The sequence below is a fragment of the Mycobacterium sp. NGS67 genome (genome assembly GCF_059812185.1).
In genome coordinates this window covers 23,639-42,016 of sequence record NZ_JCALCF010000030.1, presented here as the reverse complement: position 1 = coordinate 42,016, position 18,378 = coordinate 23,639, and the positions used below count along the sequence as shown (strand labels likewise).

The window sequence follows — 18,378 nt, the reverse complement described above, 5'->3', positions numbered from 1 at the left end:
GGGCCACTGTCGATCCCCGTATACCCCGGGCCGGGTTCCGCAACCCGTCGAGTTCACCGGCGGTCAGGCCGCCGTGCGTGGTCCCAGCCGTGCGGGAAGGTGCAACACCACCGCAGTGGTTGCGACGACGGCGTCCTCGCTGCGGGCCAGCAGTTCCGCGTTCTCGGGCACCTGTCGTGCATTGATATCGCCGGCGGCGATGCGGCGCAGCACGTCGTGAGCGGCCGCCAGCTGTTCGCGTTTGCGGTACTGGCCGCCGGGCAACTTGATACCCGCCCACACGCCGTACTCCTCCCGGTGTGCGATGGCCCGCTCGGCACAGAGTCGCTGCTGTGCCAGCGGGCACCGACGCAGGCATTGGATGCGCGCCTCGGTGGCCGAGCGCTCGTAGGCGCGCGCCTTGGCGGCGCCGTCGCCGCCGTCGTCATCGGGGTAGCCAAACCACAGTTCTGGGTTGGCCGAGCAGGGGTTCGCCATCTCATTCTCCTCCGGTGAGCCGAAACGTAGACGAAAGCGTATACACAAGCAGACGACTGCGACAAGAGAAACGTGATAAAAACGTATAAGCACCGGCAAGCTGATGCGGCTGTGTAATATCCGGCGTATGCGCGGAGTCCGCCGTGAGCCGTGAGTCGGCCGGCGCGGCGATGCGCGCCCTGCGCGAGTCGCGGGACTTGTCACTGGCTGACCTCGCAGCCGCGACCGGCGTGAGCATCATGGGACTGAGCTACCTCGAGCGGGGCGCCCGCAAACCGCACAAAAGCACAGTTCAAAAGGTCGAGAACGGTCTGGGCCTGCCGCCAGGCACTTACTCGCGACTCTTGGTGGCCGCCGATCCGGATGCCGAACTCGCGCGACTCGTCGCCGCGCAGCCGGCGGAACCGGGTCCCGCCCACCGCTCGAGCGCCGTCGTCGTCGACCGGCACAGTGACACCGACGTGCTGGAGGGATACGCCGAAGCCCAGCTCGAAACCATCAGATCCGTCATCGATCGGCTGCCACCGACAGCATCAAACGAATATGAGACGTATATTCTGTCTGTGATCGCTCAATGCGTGAAGGCCGAGATGTTGGCCGCCAGTTCGTGGCGGGTGGCGTGCAATGCCGGCGCGGCGTCAACCGACCGACTGATGGAGCACCTGCAGGCGCTCGAGGCTACGCGAAGCGCACTGCTGGAGCGGATGCCGGGCAGCTTGAGCGCGCGGTTCGACAAAGCGTGCGCCCGCTCGTCGCTACCCGATCCCGTGATCGCCACGCTGATCGGTGTGAATGGCGACGAACTGTGGGATATCCGCAACCGAGGTGCCATACCCGCCGCGGCGCTGCCCCGGGTGCGAGAGTTCACCGAGGCGATGGAGTGCAGCGACCGCGTCGAGCACGGTCAGCCCGGCCCGGACGGCGGACCCAGTGAGTGACACCGAATGCGAGGCGCTGACTCGCGCCCACCAGTTGTTCGCCGGCAGCCAGGGCCACCCGCCAGCCGAAAGCGGGTGGGCCGTCGACCCCGCGGGTTCCCGTCGACCGTTGAATTCCGTTGCAGGACAAAGTCATTACCGACGCGCAGCGACCCGCGCCCAGGCGGCATTGGTATCGGCGGCAAGTACGGACTCGGCATCGGCGGCCATCGTCGCCGGCGCCCACCGCGACCGGGCCGACGCCCACGCGCTCACCGGCGCCGTCCTCGACCAGGCCCGCGCCGATGCCGCATCGACTCCGCTGACACCGCTTGCTCAACGCGAGGCGGTGCGGCGCCGCGTCGCGCGGCTACGCGCTCAGCGCGCGCACGTCGCAACCGCCCGGGCTCACTCGAAACGGCGGGCCGCGGCGTTGCGTGCACTGCGCTATCGGATGACGCACCGGCGGGGGGCGGGACGGCTGCCGGCAGCCAACGGACGGGCGGGCCTGGCGGTGCGGGCCGCTCTGTCCCGACTGGGTCGGCCCTACGTCTGGGGCGCCACCGGCCCCGACCAATTCGACTGCTCGGGGCTGGTCCAGTGGGCTTACGCGCAGGCCGGAGTGCACCTCGACCGCACCACCTATCAGCAGATCAACGACGGCGTTCCGGTACCGCGGTCGCAGGTGCGGCCCGGCGACCTGGTGTTTCCGCACGCCGGTCACGTCCAGTTGGCGATCGGCAACAATCTGGTGGTCGAGGCCCCCTACTCGGGTGCTTCGGTCCGCATCAGCACCTTGGGCAGCAACGTCGCGATCCGGCGGCCACTGTGAGAGCCGGCAGCCGCTGGGCAGGCCGGACAGGATGAGAAGGTTGGTGCCATGTCGGAACAAGCCGGAACTTCGGTAGCGGCCATCCAGCAACGGCAGGCCGCGCTGGCCCGCAGACACAGCGCGATCGCCGACGCAGACCGGGCGCTGGCCGAAGCCCTCGCCGGCGCTCATGAGGCCGCGCGTGACAGTGCGCTCCGGCTCGAGGCGATCTCCGCCGAGATTGACCACGCCCTGCCGCCACATGCCCAGTTGGCCGTCGATACCCCGTTGGGTGCACGCGAGTTCGAGAGGTTCCTGGTGGCCAAGCAGCGCGAGATCGCCGCGGTCGTGGCGGATGCAAAAGCGGTGAGCCAGGCGAAAACTGCTGTGCTGCAAGGATTGCGGGAGCGGTATTCCGGTTAGGGCAGACAGGGTGAATTGTCTCCTGCCGCATCTGGTGGGTACTGTCCGGCGGCATGGCGACCGAGCAGGATGTCTTGGACATCATGCGGTTGATCGCCGAGCGCACCGGCGACCCGACGGGGTGGCAGGCGGGTCTGACCTCGCAAGAGGTGGTCGACGTGGTCACCACGACGACGACCGGCCAACAACTCGACGCGATCCTGACCAAGATCCGCCAAAGCCATCCCGACTTGTTCGGTCCGGCACCGCAGGCTCCGCACGACCGCGCAGCCGGCGACGCCGCCAAGGCGATCGCCGACGCGGAAGCGGCCTTGGCGCACCAGAATTCGGCGAGTTCTCAGCTGGACCTGCAGGTGGTCTCGGCCATTCTCAACGCTCACCTGACAACCGTCGAGGGCAAAGCGGCGCTTGACCAGTTGCAGCGGGAGATAGAGACCGCCCTGGCGACACGGTCGGATCTGGATACCCCGGCCGGTGCGCGGGATTTCCAGCGCTACTTGATCGGCAAGCTCAGGGACATCCGCGCGGTGGTCGCGACCGCCGGTCTCGACGACACGTCCAAGTCGGCACTGATGGCCGCCTGGACCTCGCTGTACAACGCGTCGAAGGACAGCGGGCCCGTCCCCGACCAACGGCGGCCAGCAACCGGGGAACCCGCCAGCGGCGGTGGCCGAGCATCCGCGCCGGCGCAAACCGCGCCGGCCGCGGCCGCCACCGGATCGGATCCGCTGCTCGACTCGTTGTTGCTCGACGATCCCGCACTGTCCGGGGCACCGGCGCAGCAACCTGTGGCCGCCGCGATGCCGCCGACCTCCGCCGCCCCGGCCGGCGCCACCCCGGGCAGCAGCGGCGGCATGCCGAGTTGGGGTGCACCCAGTGGGCTTTCGCTGCCCAGCCTGCCGGCCGGCGGTTCCGGACGGGACTCCCGATCCCTCGGCGACGAGCTCTTCGACGACGAGGCGGATCCGCGCGAACGCGAGCCGACCGACGACGACAAGCACGACGAGGACCACCAGGAGGAGACGCAACGCGAAGCGGAGCCGGGTCAACCGGAACCGCTGCCGTCGGGCCCGACGACCGTCACCCTCCCTAACGGAGAGACGGTGACTGCCGCCAGCCCTCAACTCGCCGCGGCGATCAAAGCCGCCGCGAACGGCACCCAGATCGCCGACGCTTTCCAACAACAGGGCATGACCATCCCGCCACCAGGTACCGCTGTCACCAATCCGCTGGACCCCGCACAGGTCAGTCCGGGTGACATCGGCATCTTCACCGACCGACACGCGTTGGCCCTGGGCCGCAGCAAGGCGCTGCTCGACGGGCAGATCCAACAGATCTCCACCGTCAGCGGGCCCAGCTTCCTAGGCTGGGAACACCCGCCGACACCGGTGCTGGCGGCAGCACCGCCCACAATCCAGCCGCCGGCACCCACCCGGCCGGAGGCAGTGCTGAGCGGTTAGCCGTGATTCGCAACAGGGAGTCCGGCGGTCGCAGCGCCGGCGTACGACAAGGAGACAGCAGATGGCCGATCGAATCCATGTGGTGCCGGCGCATTTACGCGAAGTCGCTGCCCGCCATCAACAGACCTCTGAACATCTGCGGACCATCCCGTCTACCCACGCCGCTATCCAGGAGAGCCTGGATTCGCTGGGCCCGGTGTTCAGTGAGCTCCGGGAGGCCGGCCGCGAACTGCTCGAAGCCAGGCGGCGGTGTTACGAGCAGCAGGCCGACGACCACGCCGACATCGCGGAGCACCTCGTGACATCGGCGGCGATGTGGGAGCGGCACGAACACGAGGCGGCGGGCCGGCTCGGCGGCGTCGTCGACGGGGACAGCTGAGGTCCAGCAGAATCCATGACCGACGCCAATCCCGCCTTCGACACCGTGCACCCCAGTGGGCACATCCTGGTCCGATCCTGTCGCGGCGGATACCTGCACAGCGTCGCGTTGAGCGAATCGGCGATGGAGGCGGACGCCCACGCCCTGGCCGAGGGGATTCTGCTGACCGCCGATGTGTCGTGCCTCAAAGCGTTGCTGGAGGTGCGCGACGAGATCATCGCCGCCGGCCACACTCCCTCCGCGGAGGTTCCCACGACCGGTGACCTGGACATGGCGATCGAGCGACTGTTGGCGCATCGGTTGCGCCGGCGACAGGCGACGAGTTAGAGCAACCAGGTCCTGGCGCTGTCGGGATCCGGCGCGATGTCGACCGGCGGCTCAATCGGGTTGGGGCCGAACAACTCTCGCGCTCGACTCAGCAACGCACGCAGCTCGTCGAGTTGCTGCTGCAACCCGGAATCGGCCATGGCAGTAGGCTACTCAGGTCACGCGAACCGCACAATTCACCACGGTTGCGCGAGAGGTCTGCACAACGGGAACGGACGCTGCGCGGCAAACCGTTACCCTTACCCGGTGGGAATCTTCGGTCGGGTGACGGCGCGCCAGCGCCTGCGTAAAGCAACCGAAGAGTCGCTCTCGATCCCCACTTTCAGCGCGCCGCTCGATTGTTCCCCCTGGGTGACCGGCGGCTTGTGGCCCGCCGAACTGTCGCTCACCAGACCCGAAACCGCAACGCTCGCAAAATATCTGAGAGCCGACCTGCACCGGATTGCGACGACCGCCAACGACGAGCTCAAAGCCATCGGTCAAGCCGGCATGGCATATTCCGCGCGGCGCACCGCCGAGGCCCGGGTGATCGACGAGGCCCGTGCGCGGGCGGTGCGGCGAGTCGAGTCGACACTGCGTCAGCTGCGCGAGACGACGGCACGCGCCGCCGCCCGTCCGGACCTGGACAAGACGCAGATCCTGCCCGCCGTGCGGGACGAGCCACCTGAAGTCGACAACCGGGAAACGCAACTGCTGCCGGCGGTGCGAGACGATCCGCCGGCTGCAGACATGGACAAGACCCAGGTCTTACCCGCGGTGCGGGAGGCTCCGCAGGCCGCCGACGGCGAGCAGCGGTTGCGGCTTCTGCTGGCCTTCGTGGCACGGCAGGAACCGCGGTTGAACTGGGCGGTCGGCGAGCACACGGACGGCACGACGGTGCTGGTCACCGATCTCGCGCACGGATGGGTTCCACCTGGCATCGCGATCCCGGATGGTGTGCGGCTGCTCGAACCCGGTCACCGGACCGGTAAAGCATCGGAGTTGCTGGGTAGCACGAAGCGGGAGGTGAGCTACGCGCCCGGCGACTCGTCGAAACTCTCCGCGGACACCCGCGGCACCGCGACATCGCCGCACCCGCGGGAACTGCCGGCGGTCGCAGACCTGGGCTGGGAACTGGGCGTCGCCACCCACTGGCGCGAGGGGCTGCCGCGGATGGTGAACACGCTGGCCAAGGCCGTCGCGGCCGGAGCCGGCGTCGTCGACCAAGAACTCGATTTGCTACGCGTGCACCTCGACACCTGCCGCTACCGGGTGCTGGCCCAGTATCCGGACGTCGAACCCGCCCTGCTGCTCAACTGCATGCTGCTGGCCGCCACCGAAAGCAGCGTCACCGGTGACAACATTTCGGCGAACTACCACTTCGCCTGGTTTCAGAAACTGCAGGACCTGGCGCCCGCCGAACTGCCTGAATCCTGAATTGACGCTGGTCGGGGCCGTCGACATACTGTCCTGGTGTCGGGGTCGGGTCGTCGCGGCGAACTCGGTGACCGAAGTGTCAGCGGTGATCTCGGTGCCGAAGACGACGAGGCTCTCGTCGAATCGGTGCTGCGTGAACTGAGCGAGGCCGCTGACAAGTGGGAAGCGCTGGTCGCGCAGGCCGAGACCGTCACCTACAGCGTCGACCTGGGCGACGTCTTCGCTGTGGCGAATTCGGACGGACGTTTGCTCGAGCTGAGGTTGCACCCCGAGGTGATGGCCGGCTACGCGCACAGCGAACTGGCCGACAGACTGAACCTCGCGATCGCAGCGCTGCGCGAAGAGGCCGAGACCGAGAACCAGGCACGGTACGGCCGCCTGCAGTGACGGCGGCGACGGTACGCCAAGACGGATCAGTACCGACCGCCGGAAGGAGAATGAACAGTGCCGCTCAACCTGTCCAACCGGGACCAGAATTCGGGACACCTGTTCTACAACCGGCGACTGCGCGCGGCCATCACCCGGTTCTCCGTGCGGATGAAGCACGACGACCGCAAACAGCAAGCCGCGGTCGTGCTGTCGGTCGTGCTCGTCCTGCTCGGTGTCGGTTGGATGGCCCTGCTGCACGTCATGAAACCCGCCGGACTCGTCGCCGCCGCGGCCGTGATCGGAAACCGGGACACCGGGGCGATCTACGCCAAGATCAACGGCCGCCTCTATCCCGCGTTGAATCTGACCTCGGCCCGACTGGCGGTCGGCAACGCCGCGGCACCCACCTGGGTGACCGCGGCGGAGATCGCCAAGTACCCGACCGGGCCGATGATCGGGCTACCGGGATTGCCGGACAGCCTGCCGGTGACGGCCGGTGCCGTCTCGGCGTGGACGGTCTGCGACACCGTGCAATCCGGCGCAGCCGCGCGCGGCAGCGCGACTCCCCCGACGGTCACCGCCATCGCCGGCGCGCTGGCCCCGCTGGGCAGGGCCGCGGCGATGGGTCCGGCGCAGGCCGTCCTGGCGACCCACAAGGGCGCGACCTATGTGATCTGGGGCGGCCAACGGTCCCGAATCGACCTGGCCGACCGATCGGTGACGTTCAACCTCGGTCTCGATCCCGGGGTGACCTATCCGGTCGAGATCTCCGGGGCACTGTTCGACGCCATGCCGTCGACGGAACCGCTGGTGCTGCCCTCGATCCCGGAAGCGGGTGCCGCCTCGCGGTGGTTGTCCGGGGCGAAGGTGGGAAGCGTCCTGGAATCTCGCGACGCCGGCGGAGCCGTCACGGGCTTCTATGTGCTGCTGCCGGACGGCGTGCAGAAGATCACCGGTTTCGTCGCCGACCTGTTGCGCACCGGCGACTCGCAGGGATCCACGTCGCCGATCCTTGTCGCCCCGGACAAGCTGATCCAGATCCCGGTCGTCGACGTCCTCAACGTCGACTACTACCCGTCGGGCAAGTTCAACTTCGTTGACACGGCAGCGAATCCGGTGACATGTGTCGGCTGGGAGAAACAGTCGAGCGACCCGCAGGCGCGTATCACGATCTACACCGGGCGGGGGTTGCCGGTACCGGCCGGTCTGGACTCCCGACTGGTGCACCTGGTGCGTGACGACCGCACCCCCGACTCGACCGAGGCACATCAGACGTTGATGATGCCGGGCGCTGCGAACTTCGTGGCCACGACGAGCGGCGTCGCGACCGCGGGCAGCCGGGAAAGTCTGTATTGGCTGTCGCCACAAGGCGTCCGGTACGGCATCCAATCCGACCAACGGACCGTGCAGGCGCTGGGACTGGACCCCCGACTGGCGGTGCAGGCCCCCTGGCCGCTGATACGGACCTTCGCGCCCGGGCCGGCGATCAGTCGCGACGCAGCTCTCGTCGCCCGCGACGCCGTACCTGCAGGTGGTGTACTCGCACCGCTTCCCGACTCCAGCGAAGCCGGGGGTTAGCCATGTCCAAACGAGGATTCGTCCGCGGAAAGCGCACGCCCCCACCGAATATCCCGCCGGTGCGGGTGGCGGTGGCGGCGCCGTTGGCTTTGCCCGAGCGCGAGCCGCGCAACATCCTGCTGATGATCGCACTGCCGGCGCTGCTGGTCGGGATCGTCGGCACTCTGGTGGTGATGTACGCATCCGGTGTCCGGTCGCTGCAGTCGGGGTTCTTCCCGATGATCGGTCTGGTGGGATTCGGCGCGCTGATGTTCGGTGGGCGCTTCGGACGCGGCCGCCGGATCAGTTGGGGGGAACAGGAAAAGCAGCGGCGAAGCTATTTGCGCCAACTCGACGAAGACCGCGAAGAAGTGCAGCGCGCGGCCGGGGAGCAACGGCGCGGCCAACTCTTCGTGCACGGCGATCCCCAGCACCTCGACACCGTGATCGGCGGTCCGCGCATGTGGGAACGCCGTCCCAGCGACCCGGACTTCCTCGATGTCCGGCTGGGCATCGGCGTACAACAGGCCAGCGAATCAGCGGTCTCGTTGCAGTGGCCGGACGTCCCGGTCGGGGAAGAACTCGAACCCGTAACCGGCGGCGCACTACGGGATTTCATCCTGGAGCAGAGCAAGATCCGGGGCATCGGCAAGGTGCTGAACCTGCGTTCCAAACCGGGGTTCAGTTTCGTCGCCGACGATCCCGGGGACCTGCACGATCTGGCGCGCGCCTTGCTGTGCTCGCTGGCGGTCTACCACAGCCCGCACGACGTCAAACTGATGGTGGTCACCCGTCATCCCGAACTGTGGCACTGGCTGGTGTGGCTGCCGCACAACCAGCACGACGAGATGTTCGACGCCTGCGGACTGCGCCGGTTGGTGTTCGCGTCGCCGACGGAATTGGAAGAAGCCCTCGATGCCGAACTGCACCGTAAGGGTCGCGGGCCGTGGACGCCGCCGGTCGGAAGCAGTCCGACCTCCATGCCGTCGCCGATCGAGTCGACGACCGGGCCGTTGCTGGGGCCGCACTGGGTGATCGTGGACGACAACGTCGGCACCCCCGAGCAATGGGAAGGTGTCACCGGACAGAAGGGCATGGCCGGCATCACCGTGCTGCGGTTGGCGACGCGGGTCGGAGTCGGCGTCGGGTTTACCGAAGCCGAACAACGGTTTTCGTTGCGCGACGGCAGGATCATCCACCGGGATACGTTCTACGCCGCGGCCGACGTGCTCGCCGACAGTACCGCCAGCCGGTACGCCCGTGCCTTGGCCCGCTGGTCACCGATGAGTCCGGGCGACCTGTCCGAGACCGACAGCCAGGGCGGAGAACTGTTGCGCGCCTTGGGTATCACCGATCCGCGAGAACTCGACGTCGACAGGCTGTGGGCGGAGAGCCGGGGCCGCGGCGATCCGAAGTGGGCGATGGTGCCTGTCGGCGTCAAGCAGGGCGGAGAGCTGCAATTCGTCATCCTGCGCGCCAAGGACTTCGGCGGCTACGGCTTCCACTCGGTGGTGATCGGCACGTCCGGATCTGGCAAGTCCGAATACTTCCTGTCGTTGTGCAGCGGCATCGCGCTGACCCACTCACCGGACACCTTCGTCGTGATCTTCGTCGACATGAAGTTCGAGTCGGCGGCCCAGGACCTGCAAGGGTTTCCGCACGTCGCCGGGTCGCTGTCCAACCTGGGCAAGGACGATCGTCACCTCGCCGAACGGATGCGCAAAGCCATCAACGGCGAGATCGCCCGTCGTTACCGGCTTTTCAAGGACGCCGGTGCACGGGACGCCAACGAGTATGAGGAAATGCGCCTCGCCGGGCGTGACCTGGAGCCGGTGCCGATCCTGCTGGTGATCATCGACGAGTACCTGGAGTTGTTCATTCACCACCCGGAATGGATCGACTTGGTGATCCACATCGGGCAGGAAGGCCGCGGCTGCAACGTCTTCTTCACCCTCGGTGGGCAGCGGTTGGATCTGTCTTCGTTGAGTAAAGTCAAGAGCAACATCGCTTTTCGGGTCGCGTTGCGCGCGGAGACCGCCGAGGACTCCCGCGACGTGCTCGGCAGCGACGCCGCGTTGCATCTGCCGTCGCAGGAAAACGGTTACGGCTTACTGAAAGTCGGTCCGCGCGACCTGGAACAGTTCCGCTGCTTCTACGTATCGGCCCCGTTCGTGGTGCCCAAGCGGGTGGTCGACGTGAACACGACGGTGGCTATGAGCTTTTCCCAGCCGCGGGCCTATTCTGCGGCGTACCAACCCCTCAGCGAGGCCGACAGCGCCGCGTTGGCCGTCGCCGACGAACCCGACGAGCCGGACGAATTCCTGTTCCACGCCGATGGTTTCCGTAAGAAGAAACTCGTCGACGTGATCCGCGAGTCGCTGGTGTCGCATCCAGCCCGCCCGCCCCACCAAATCTGGCTGCCGCCACTGGAAGTCAGCGAGACCGTCGACACGCTGGTGGCACGCTGGCGCGGCCGGCGATGGGACGTGGCCTACGGCCAGAACGCCGGGCTGGTGTTCCCGATCGGCATCGTGGACATTCCCGAGGAACACGCCCAACGGGTGCACGCGATCAACGTGGAAATGGACAACGTCATGGTCGTGGCGACCGCCCAGCGGGGCAAGTCCACCACGTTGATGACGCTGATGACGTCCGCGGCGCTGATGTATCGGCCCGAGCGGGTGACGTTCTTCTGCATCGGGGCCTCGCTGTTCCCGGTCGAGTCGCTGCCGCACGTGGCATCGGTAGTCAGCCCGACCGACGGCGAAGGAGTGTCCCGGACCATCGCGTCCATCGAGGGACTGATCCTGGCACGCGAAGCCTCGTTCAAGAGGTACCAGATCGACATCTCCGAATTCCGGGAGCGGCGCTTCGGGTTCGACGGCGATACGGTCGCCGGGGCCACCAACACCGACCCCGAGGACAAGTTCGGCGACGTCTTCCTCGTCATCGACAACTTCAGTGACCTCTACGACAAGGACAGCGCGATGGGTGAGCGGGCCATCGCGATAGCTCGCCAAGGGCTGTCCTACGGCGTGCACATCATGACCACGGCGACGGCGTGGCTGGTGGGTCAAAAGCAGCAACTGGTCAATGTCTCCAATGCCCGCATTCAGCTGCGGCTGAGCAACCCCGACGAAACTCAGATGGGCGAGGGATTCGAGCGGAAGAAGGCCGCCCGTAATACGTTGGACCGGCCGGGTTTCGGGCTGACCCGCGACGCCCACGAACTGTTGATCGGCGTGCCGGAAGTCATCGGCGCCGCTGGGGCGCGGGTGGCGACCCGCGACATAGGGCCGCTCATCGCGCAGCTGACCGGTGCCGGGCGGGTGGAGAGCCTGGCGCGCCTACCCGACCGTATTCCGCTGATCGAGGTGGCCGAGGTGTTCGCCGCCACCGCCGGACATGCCGATCCGCTCAACATCCCGTTCGGCATCGGCGAGACTGCCCTGCAGCCCGCGGTGCTGCCCGCCCGGGTGGTGCCCAACCTGCTGGTGGTAGGTCGTCAATCGTGCGGCAAGACAACCACATTGGCCGCGATCGGGCAGATGATCGTCGGACGGTGCACACCCGAGCAGGCGCAGATCACCATCATCGATCCGAAGACGTCGCTGATCGGCAAGATCCAGGGTGACCACGTACGCGCCTACGCCTACACCTCCGAGGACATCGACACGGCACTCGCTGAACTGGCGCAGTCGCTGCGTGATCGGCTGCCGCCGTCGGGATTGAGCCAGGAGGAGTTGCTGAGCCGACGCACCTGGGACGGACCGCACCATTTCGTCTTGATCGACGACGAGCAGGAACTGCGGCCGCACGGCGTCATCGGCAAGGCCGCCGCGACCGCGCCGCTGTGGGGATTGATCGAACGCGCCCGCGAGATCGGCCTGCATGTCATCGCGTCCCGGTTGCCCGGCAACTGGGCGGGCGTGTCGGTCACCAGCCCGTTCCTGCAGAAGATGACGGGCTCGAGGGCTCCGACGCTGTTCATGGATAACGACCCGGCGGCGGTGAAGGTGTTCGGCAGGACCAGCGCGAAACAACTGCCGCCCGGGCGGGGTCTGTTGGTGACCAGCGACGGCGTCATGGAAGGAGTGCTGGTCGGTGAGCCGCACAGGTGAATCGACAGGGCCGGGGAGTCAACCTAGACTCAGCGCAACTTCTCGCCGGATGCGAGCAATCTAGGAGGCGGATATGGGTGGTGGCCTGTTCGGGATGGTGCCGGGCGCGGTGGACTTGTCGGCTGCGGCCGAGGCCGGGATCAGCGAGGAGATGGCCGCTACCACGGCCGCTGGATCGGCCGCGCTGACCGGGGTGATGCCGATGGCCACCGACGCCGACTCCATCGAGTTCGCCGCAGCTCTCAATGCCGCCGGCGCCGCCTACCTCGCGACCGCGGGCGAGCACGTTGGGCAACGGGCCGCCTTCTCCGGCGCGCAGGGCCTGGCATCGACCACCGCCGTCGCCGCCGAGGGGGCCAGCGCGGGCGCTGTCGGGCTCTAGGCAGCATGGGCGACCCCCGGTGGACAGGTCCGCCCGAAGTCGTAGCCGCGATCTTCGAGGCGGGATCCCCTGCGTCGACACTCGCCAACAACGTCGTGTGGGTTACCGAGACCGCGAACGGCGAGCTGTCGGCGGGCCTTTCGGAGATCAATACACTGGTCACCGCCGCGCAGTGGCAGGGCGTGGGAGCCGTCGCGTCTACGGTGGCCGCCACCGGCCTCAACGCCGGGTTGCAGACGCTGGTGGGCTGGACAGCCGAGAAGATCACGGTGACCCAGGCCGCGGTCGAGGCTTTCATGCTGGCGCGGTCCTCGGTGATCCCCTCGGTGCTCTCGCAGACCAACCGCGACGAGTGGACCGTGCTGAATGCCACCAATTTCTTCGGTCAGAACACCCCGGGGATCGTCGAGCGCGACACCGAGTACTTCGGTGAGCACTGGCCGCACAACTCGAGCGTGGGCTGGACGTATTCGGCGGCGCTGACCGGTCTGATTGCGACGCTGGCCGTCCCGCCGCCGGTCGCGCCGATGGGTGCGTCACCCGCTGCGCCGGCGACGGCCGCGCAAGCGGTCGCCCAGGCTGTGGCCCAGACCGGCATGCACAACGCGGTTCAGGCATCGACGCAGGTCGCGCAGGCCGCGGGGCAGACGGCTTCTGCGCCCGGACAGTCGACCGGTCAGCTCAGTTCGCTCATGCAGGAACCGATGCAGATGGTGTCGAGCATGACCGCGCCGCTGAAGGATCTGGCGCAGGCTCCGATGCAGGCGATGCAAGGGTTCACCAGCATGCCGATGAGCATGATGCAGGGCTTCGGCGGCATGTTCCCCTCGACGGGGGCGCCGACTGCCGCGGTAGCCGCCGCCGAACCGGTGGTAATGGCCGGCGGTGCGGCCTCGGCGGGTGGCGGCGGTGCGGGTGGCGGCGGCTTTCCCGGTTCCGGTTTGACCAGCTACACCCGTCCCACCAGCAGCTTCGAGCCCGAAGGTGGTAGGCCGACCAGCCTGCGCGCCGGGATGTTGAACGCCGCCGAGGTCCGCGGACCCACGGCGTCAGGCGGCATGGGCGGCGCACCGATGCCGATGACCCCGGCCGGGATGCTGGCGCGTGGCCCGGCGGCGGACAAGGACGACGTGACGCGCGCTCGCGTCGTCGTCGACGGTGACCGGGGATCCCGGTAGCCCAGGCATCATCGCCGAGCGTGTAGCCACTGCGAAATTCAGCGCCGAAACTCGCAGTGGCTACACGCTCGCGAAACAGATCAAGACCGCCCGAGGGCGCTCATCGCCCGGGGCCGGGCGGCCCGGCGAACGCCTGCGCGATCCCCAGCCAGCGCTGCGCGTCCTCCCCCACCGCCGTCACGTCCAGCGACGCCAGCCGCCGTCGCTGGGTCACCAGGAAGCAGAAGTCTTCGGCCGAACCGGTGACGCGCTGGGCAGCGTCCGACGGGCCCCAGGACCAGGTGTCGCCGCCGGGAGCGCGCAGCTCGACGTAGAACGGCTCGGCCGGCGGGGTCAGGTTGTTGACGACGTAGGCGTAGTCACGCGCCCGCACCCCGATATGGGCGATCGAGCGCAGCCGGTCGGTGGCCGGCCGGGTGACACCCAGGGTGTCGGCGACGTCGAGTCCGTGCGCCCAGGTCTCCATCAGCCGGGCGGTGGCCATCGACGTGGCACTCATCGGCGGCCCGAACCAGGGCAGCTTGCGGCCGTCGGGAACCGTCAACAGCGCCTCGTGCAGACGGCCGCGGGTGTCGCGCCAGTCGGCGAGCAGATCGGAAGCTGGCACCCTGGCCAGCTCTTCGGCTCCCGCGTCGACGAACCCGAGCGGGTCGGTCGCCGCGCCGGCCAGCACCTCGGCGAACCCGTCCTCGTCGGTGATCGAGAGCAACGACACCCGATCGGTCCACAGCAGATGTCCGATCTGGTGCGCGATGGTCCAGCCCGGCGCGGGTGTCGGCTCCACCCAGCGCTCCGGCGCAAGCGGCGCCACCAGGGCGTCGAGCTCGTCGCTCTCGGCCCGCAGATCGACGACGAATGGACCTGGACCTGCCATAAGTTCCTCCTCGACTAACTGCCGACGGTCGCGCGTCGCCGACCGACAACACTGTGCACCAGCAGCCCGACCAGATAAACCGCCGAGCCGCACAACACGAACGTGGGGGCATGCCCGTCGTCGGGGATGAACGCCGCCGCCACCGTCACAGCAAAGATGAACGACACCCAGAACAGCGCGTCCTGCACGGCGAACACGTGGCCGCGCAACGCGTCGTCGACGTCGATCTGCATGGCTGAGTCGGCGCACAGCTTGACTACCTGTCCGGCCACTCCGAGCAGGAACCCGCACGTCACCATGACCGGCAACACCAACGTGGCACCCGCCAACTGGATGACCGCCGCCGCTACCAGCGCGGTGTTGGCCGTCGCGTAACGACCCCACCGCCGCACCAGAGCCGGGGTCAGCACGTTGGACAGGAACGCGCCCAAGCCGGTGGCGGCGAAGAACAACAGCGCGGTCCCGAGGCCTTCGGTGTCGGCGTCTTTCATGTGGTGGACCAGCAGCAGGATCACCAGCGAGTTGATGCCGACGACCATTCTGTGCGCGGCCAACCCGGACAGGGCGGCGGCGACCGTCGGGCGCTGGAAGACGGTCCGGACACCGTGCAGCCAGCCGGTGACCACCGCATAGACGGCCGACCCGTGGATCGCGCGCTTGGTGTCGTCGGGTCCGAGCACCCCCGGTGCGAACCGCCGGGACAGCAGCAACGCCAGCGACACCGGAATCAGCGCGGTGTAGATGACCACCGCAGACCCTTCATCTCCGGCACCGCCGAGCCAGCTGAGCAGGAACATGAAGTTGGCTCCCAGGAAAGCCGCCACGGCGCCCGACGCGGTGGCAACCGAGTTCATCGTGACCACCCGCTCGCGCGGCACCACGTGCGGCAGCGACGCCGACAGGCAGGCCGCCACGAACCGGGCCAGACCGTTGGCCAGCAGCGCGGTACACAACAGCACCAAATCGCTGGCGCGCACGGCCAGAATCGTGCCGATCGCAACGATGAAGCACAGCCGCGCGGTGTTGGCGCCGATGAGCACCAGCCGCCGGTCCCAGCGGTCCATCAGCGCACCCGCGAAGGGCCCCAGCAACGAATACGGCAGGAACAGCACGGCGAAGGCACGTGCGATCGCCATCGGATCGGCGGCCCGGTCCGGGTTGAACAGCAACGCTCCGGCCAGGCCCGCCTGGAACAGGCCGTCGCCGAACTGACTTGCCATGCGCAACTGCAGAAGTCGCCAGAAGTCGGGCAGCGCGCGCACCGACCGCCACAGTTCGACGGGCGCGCTTGCCTGCAACCGGCTGCGATTCACTGAACCCACTTCCACAAGCGGCAATGGACGGCCTGGCGCCGTCTCAATACAGTACAAATCTTCGCCGGGCACGGTTGTTTGCACCGGTGAAGCCACTGCGGGTGCGATGATGTTGTGGTGGCTCAGTACGAAGACCCCGACGACTCGGTTGCTCCGGCTGCCCAGCGGGTCCGCGCGGGTACCTTGCTGCTGGCCAACACCGATTTGTTGGAGCCGACTTTCCGCCGCAGCGTCATTTACATCGTCGAGCACAACGAGGGCGGCACCCTCGGGGTGGTGCTCAACCGGTCCAGCGAGACGGCGGTGTACAACGTGTTGCCGCAGTGGGCCAAACTCGCCGCCAAGCCTAAGACGATGTTCATCGGTGGGCCGGTGAAGCGTGACGCCGCGCTGTGTCTGGCGGTGCTGCGCATCGGCGCCGAACCCGACGGCGTGCCGGGCCTGCGCCATGTGGCCGGCCGCATGGTGATGGTCGATCTGGACGCCGAACCGGACCTGATAGCACCCGCGGTCGAAGGGGTGCGCATCTTTGCGGGCTACTCCGGCTGGACCATCGGCCAACTCGAAGGCGAAATCGAGCGCGACGACTGGATTGTGTTGTCGGCGTTGCCATCTGATGTTCTCGTGCCGCCCCGGGCTGATCTCTGGGGCCAGGTGTTACGCCGCCAGCCGTTGCCGCTTTCGTTGCTGGCCACCCATCCGATCGACCTCAGCCGCAACTGAGTCGCGGCGCTCGCCCTCAGACCGAGTCGCAGGACAGCGCGCACCCACCGCAGCTACCGGTGCAGCCGGCCTCGGCGGTGACCTCACTACGTAACGCATAGCGCGCGCTCTGCACCGAACCGGTGGCCAGGGTGCCCAGCGCGCCGGCGACACAGATGATCACCACCACCAGCGCGGTATGCGGAGATGCCGCCAGCGCCACCACTCCCCCGGCGGCGAGCATCACCGCGGCCGCCAGCTGGGTCGGCGCCATCGCCCGCAACGCCAACTGGGTGGGGTCCGCCGTGGACGGGTGGCTCAGCGACCAGATCCCGAACGCGGCAGCCGCTACCGCCGCACACACGCAGAGCACGCCCGCGATAAGCATGCGCTCACAATACGATCCCGCCGATGTGCCCGCGCGGCGGGCTTCGTCGCGGGGTCAGCGCGACGGGGCGACGTTGACCAACGGCGGGAGCGACTGCACCCCTCGCGCGGGTGCCTGCGCTGCGGGTGCCTGCGGTGCCGGGGCGGTCGGTACAGCGACGGGCGCTGCGGGAGCCTGCGCTGCCGGTGCCTGCGGTGCCGCTGCCTGTGCTGCGGGTGCCTGCGCTGCGGGTGCCTGCGCTGCGGGTGCCGGGGCGGCCGCCCCCGGCGCTGTCACCCGAAAGCCGCTGATGATCGCATCGGTCGCGGGCCCGTCGCTGACCGCCTGCGACGCGGCGGTGGTCACCGACATCGACACCAGATACCGCTCGGACCCCGAGGTGGCGATGACGTGGCGACGCGAGGTGTTGAGCGTCATGTCGTTCTCTCGATAAGTGCCTTCGATGACGCCCGACGGGAAGTTGCCGAGGTTGGCCTGCGAGGCATTGGTCGTCTGCCAGGCCAGCAACCGCTGGCTGTCGACGAATCCGTGCGAGATCGCTTCCACGGGGTCGAAATCACCGACCAGCTTGTAGACCACCACCTGCGCGTTCGACGTGTACACGCTGTTGCCGCCGACCCGGTCGGCGATCACCACGAACGCGTCGGGCACGTTGGGGTCGGGTACCTGAGTCCAGCGCGGCGGCATCGGCACGGTGATGTCGAGCGCCTTGAACCCGAGCGGACGCTGCGCTTCGAGTTTGACGCCTTTGCTTTCCAGATATTCGCGCAGTGTCCCGGTCACGGCCGGCGTACCCGAGGCCGGCGCCGGCGCCGCGGCCGGAGCCGGAGCCGCGACGGGCGCTTGTGCCGGGACCGCGACGGGCGCTTGTGCCGGAACCGCGACGGGAGCCGGGACCGCGACGGGCGCTTGCGCCGGAACCGCGACGGGAGCCGGAACCGCGACGGGCCCCTGCGCCGGAGCCGGAGCGAACCGGTTGCTGTTGACGCCCCCCGGGAACACGGCGCCGGGTGTGGTCGCCTGCTGCGTCGGGACCTGGCCCGGCACGACCGGCTGAGGGACCAGCGGCTCGGCCGAGGCCGTCCCACCGGCAACCATCACGACGCCCAAGACGCCGGCGGCCATACCACCTGCGAACGTTCGCCAGGTGCGTGCGATCTGAATCATTTCGCCTCGGTCCCTCCGCGGTAGCGCGGGCGTTGGTGCGTGTCGAAGCCCGCCACGAGCCTGAATGTAACCACTGGCCAAGAGCACCGACCATGCCCGCAACACACCTGGGATGAA

Annotated in this window: 19 protein-coding genes; 13 read left to right on the top strand and 6 right to left on the bottom strand. The window is 68.2% G+C overall.

Translation table 11 applies throughout. The features are described 5' to 3' along the window. Positions 1-63 precede the first annotated feature (63 nt). Positions 64-477, bottom strand: a complete 414-nt coding sequence (locus AC5Y4D_RS22510; RefSeq protein WP_499942960.1) for a WhiB family transcriptional regulator — start codon at positions 475-477, stop codon at positions 64-66. 143 nt (positions 478-620) lie between these two features. Here AC5Y4D_RS22510 and AC5Y4D_RS22505 point away from each other — a divergent pair, with 143 nt between their 5' ends. The 6 genes from AC5Y4D_RS22505 to AC5Y4D_RS22480 all read left to right on the top strand — a co-directional run bounded on the left by AC5Y4D_RS22505 (position 621) and on the right by AC5Y4D_RS22480 (position 4,794). Beyond that, positions 621-1,415, top strand: coding sequence for a helix-turn-helix domain-containing protein (locus tag AC5Y4D_RS22505; RefSeq protein WP_500038243.1), 795 nt, complete (start codon positions 621-623; stop codon positions 1,413-1,415). After that, positions 1,408-2,226: a C40 family peptidase gene (locus AC5Y4D_RS22500; protein WP_500038242.1), complete on the top strand. Its 819-nt coding sequence runs from the start codon at positions 1,408-1,410 to the stop codon at positions 2,224-2,226. Before AC5Y4D_RS22505 ends, AC5Y4D_RS22500 begins: the two co-directional genes overlap by 8 nt. A gap of 48 nt (positions 2,227-2,274) precedes the next feature. After that, on the top strand, positions 2,275-2,628 hold the full coding sequence (locus AC5Y4D_RS22495; RefSeq protein WP_500038241.1) for a DUF4226 domain-containing protein: 354 nt from the start codon (positions 2,275-2,277) through the stop codon (positions 2,626-2,628). A gap of 53 nt (positions 2,629-2,681) precedes the next feature. Continuing rightward, positions 2,682-4,088, top strand: a complete 1,407-nt coding sequence (locus tag AC5Y4D_RS22490; RefSeq protein ID WP_500038240.1) for a DUF4226 domain-containing protein — start codon at positions 2,682-2,684, stop codon at positions 4,086-4,088. A gap of 61 nt (positions 4,089-4,149) precedes the next feature. Beyond that, complete coding sequence (locus AC5Y4D_RS22485) at positions 4,150-4,467, top strand: ESX-1 secretion-associated protein (RefSeq protein WP_499942951.1); 318 nt, start codon at positions 4,150-4,152, stop codon at positions 4,465-4,467. A 15-nt stretch (positions 4,468-4,482) separates the two neighbouring features. Then, on the top strand, positions 4,483-4,794 hold the full coding sequence (locus AC5Y4D_RS22480; RefSeq protein ID WP_499942949.1) for a DUF2694 family protein: 312 nt from the start codon (positions 4,483-4,485) through the stop codon (positions 4,792-4,794). Here the strand turns inward: AC5Y4D_RS22480 and AC5Y4D_RS22475 are convergent. After that, positions 4,791-4,934: a hypothetical protein gene (locus AC5Y4D_RS22475; RefSeq protein WP_500038239.1), complete on the bottom strand. Its 144-nt coding sequence runs from the start codon at positions 4,932-4,934 to the stop codon at positions 4,791-4,793. The genes AC5Y4D_RS22480 and AC5Y4D_RS22475 overlap by 4 nt on opposite strands. Positions 4,935-5,040: 106 nt before the next feature. Here AC5Y4D_RS22475 and AC5Y4D_RS22470 point away from each other — a divergent pair, with 106 nt between their 5' ends. The 6 genes from AC5Y4D_RS22470 (at position 5,041) to AC5Y4D_RS22445 (ending at position 13,817) form a co-directional block, all read left to right on the top strand. Next, entirely contained in the window at positions 5,041-6,210 is a 1,170-nt protein-coding gene (locus AC5Y4D_RS22470; RefSeq protein ID WP_500038238.1) for a DUF5631 domain-containing protein, read from the top strand. A 33-nt stretch (positions 6,211-6,243) separates the two neighbouring features. Next, a complete protein-coding gene (locus AC5Y4D_RS22465) occupies positions 6,244-6,597 on the top strand; it encodes a DUF2710 family protein (RefSeq protein ID WP_500038254.1) in 354 nt (117 codons plus the stop codon). A 57-nt stretch (positions 6,598-6,654) separates the two neighbouring features. Then, positions 6,655-8,157, top strand: coding sequence for a type VII secretion protein EccB (gene eccB, locus AC5Y4D_RS22460; RefSeq protein WP_500038237.1), 1,503 nt, complete (start codon positions 6,655-6,657; stop codon positions 8,155-8,157). A gap of 2 nt (positions 8,158-8,159) precedes the next feature. Beyond that, entirely contained in the window at positions 8,160-12,257 is a 4,098-nt protein-coding gene (gene eccCa, locus AC5Y4D_RS22455; RefSeq protein ID WP_500038236.1) for a type VII secretion protein EccCa, read from the top strand. A 73-nt stretch (positions 12,258-12,330) separates the two neighbouring features. Beyond that, entirely contained in the window at positions 12,331-12,639 is a 309-nt protein-coding gene (locus AC5Y4D_RS22450) for a PE domain-containing protein (RefSeq protein WP_499942937.1), read from the top strand. 5 nt (positions 12,640-12,644) lie between these two features. After that, positions 12,645-13,817 carry a PPE domain-containing protein gene (locus AC5Y4D_RS22445; RefSeq protein ID WP_500038235.1) on the top strand — a complete coding sequence of 391 codons (1,173 nt, stop codon included), beginning with the start codon at positions 12,645-12,647 and terminating at the stop codon, positions 13,815-13,817. 100 nt (positions 13,818-13,917) lie between these two features. Here the strand turns inward: AC5Y4D_RS22445 and AC5Y4D_RS22440 are convergent, their stop codons facing one another. Further along, positions 13,918-14,691, bottom strand: coding sequence for a TIGR03084 family metal-binding protein (locus tag AC5Y4D_RS22440; protein WP_500038234.1), 774 nt, complete (start codon positions 14,689-14,691; stop codon positions 13,918-13,920). Between the two features lie 14 nt (positions 14,692-14,705). Continuing rightward, positions 14,706-16,028 carry an MFS transporter gene (locus AC5Y4D_RS22435; protein WP_500038233.1) on the bottom strand — a complete coding sequence of 441 codons (1,323 nt, stop codon included), beginning with the start codon at positions 16,026-16,028 and terminating at the stop codon, positions 14,706-14,708. Between the two features lie 90 nt (positions 16,029-16,118). On the opposite strand from AC5Y4D_RS22435, the gene AC5Y4D_RS22430 reads away from it, so the two are divergent. Beyond that, a complete protein-coding gene (locus AC5Y4D_RS22430; RefSeq protein ID WP_499942925.1) occupies positions 16,119-16,727 on the top strand; it encodes a YqgE/AlgH family protein in 609 nt (202 codons plus the stop codon). 16 nt (positions 16,728-16,743) lie between these two features. Here AC5Y4D_RS22430 and AC5Y4D_RS22425 read toward each other — a convergent pair whose 3' ends face one another. Then, entirely contained in the window at positions 16,744-17,094 is a 351-nt protein-coding gene (locus tag AC5Y4D_RS22425; RefSeq protein WP_499990795.1) for a hypothetical protein, read from the bottom strand. Between the two features lie 54 nt (positions 17,095-17,148). Then, the gene (locus tag AC5Y4D_RS22420; RefSeq protein WP_499990794.1) at positions 17,149-18,261 is read right to left on the bottom strand and encodes an LpqN/LpqT family lipoprotein; all 1,113 of its coding nucleotides are present in this window, start codon (positions 18,259-18,261) and stop codon (positions 17,149-17,151) included. Positions 18,262-18,378 lie beyond the last annotated feature (117 nt).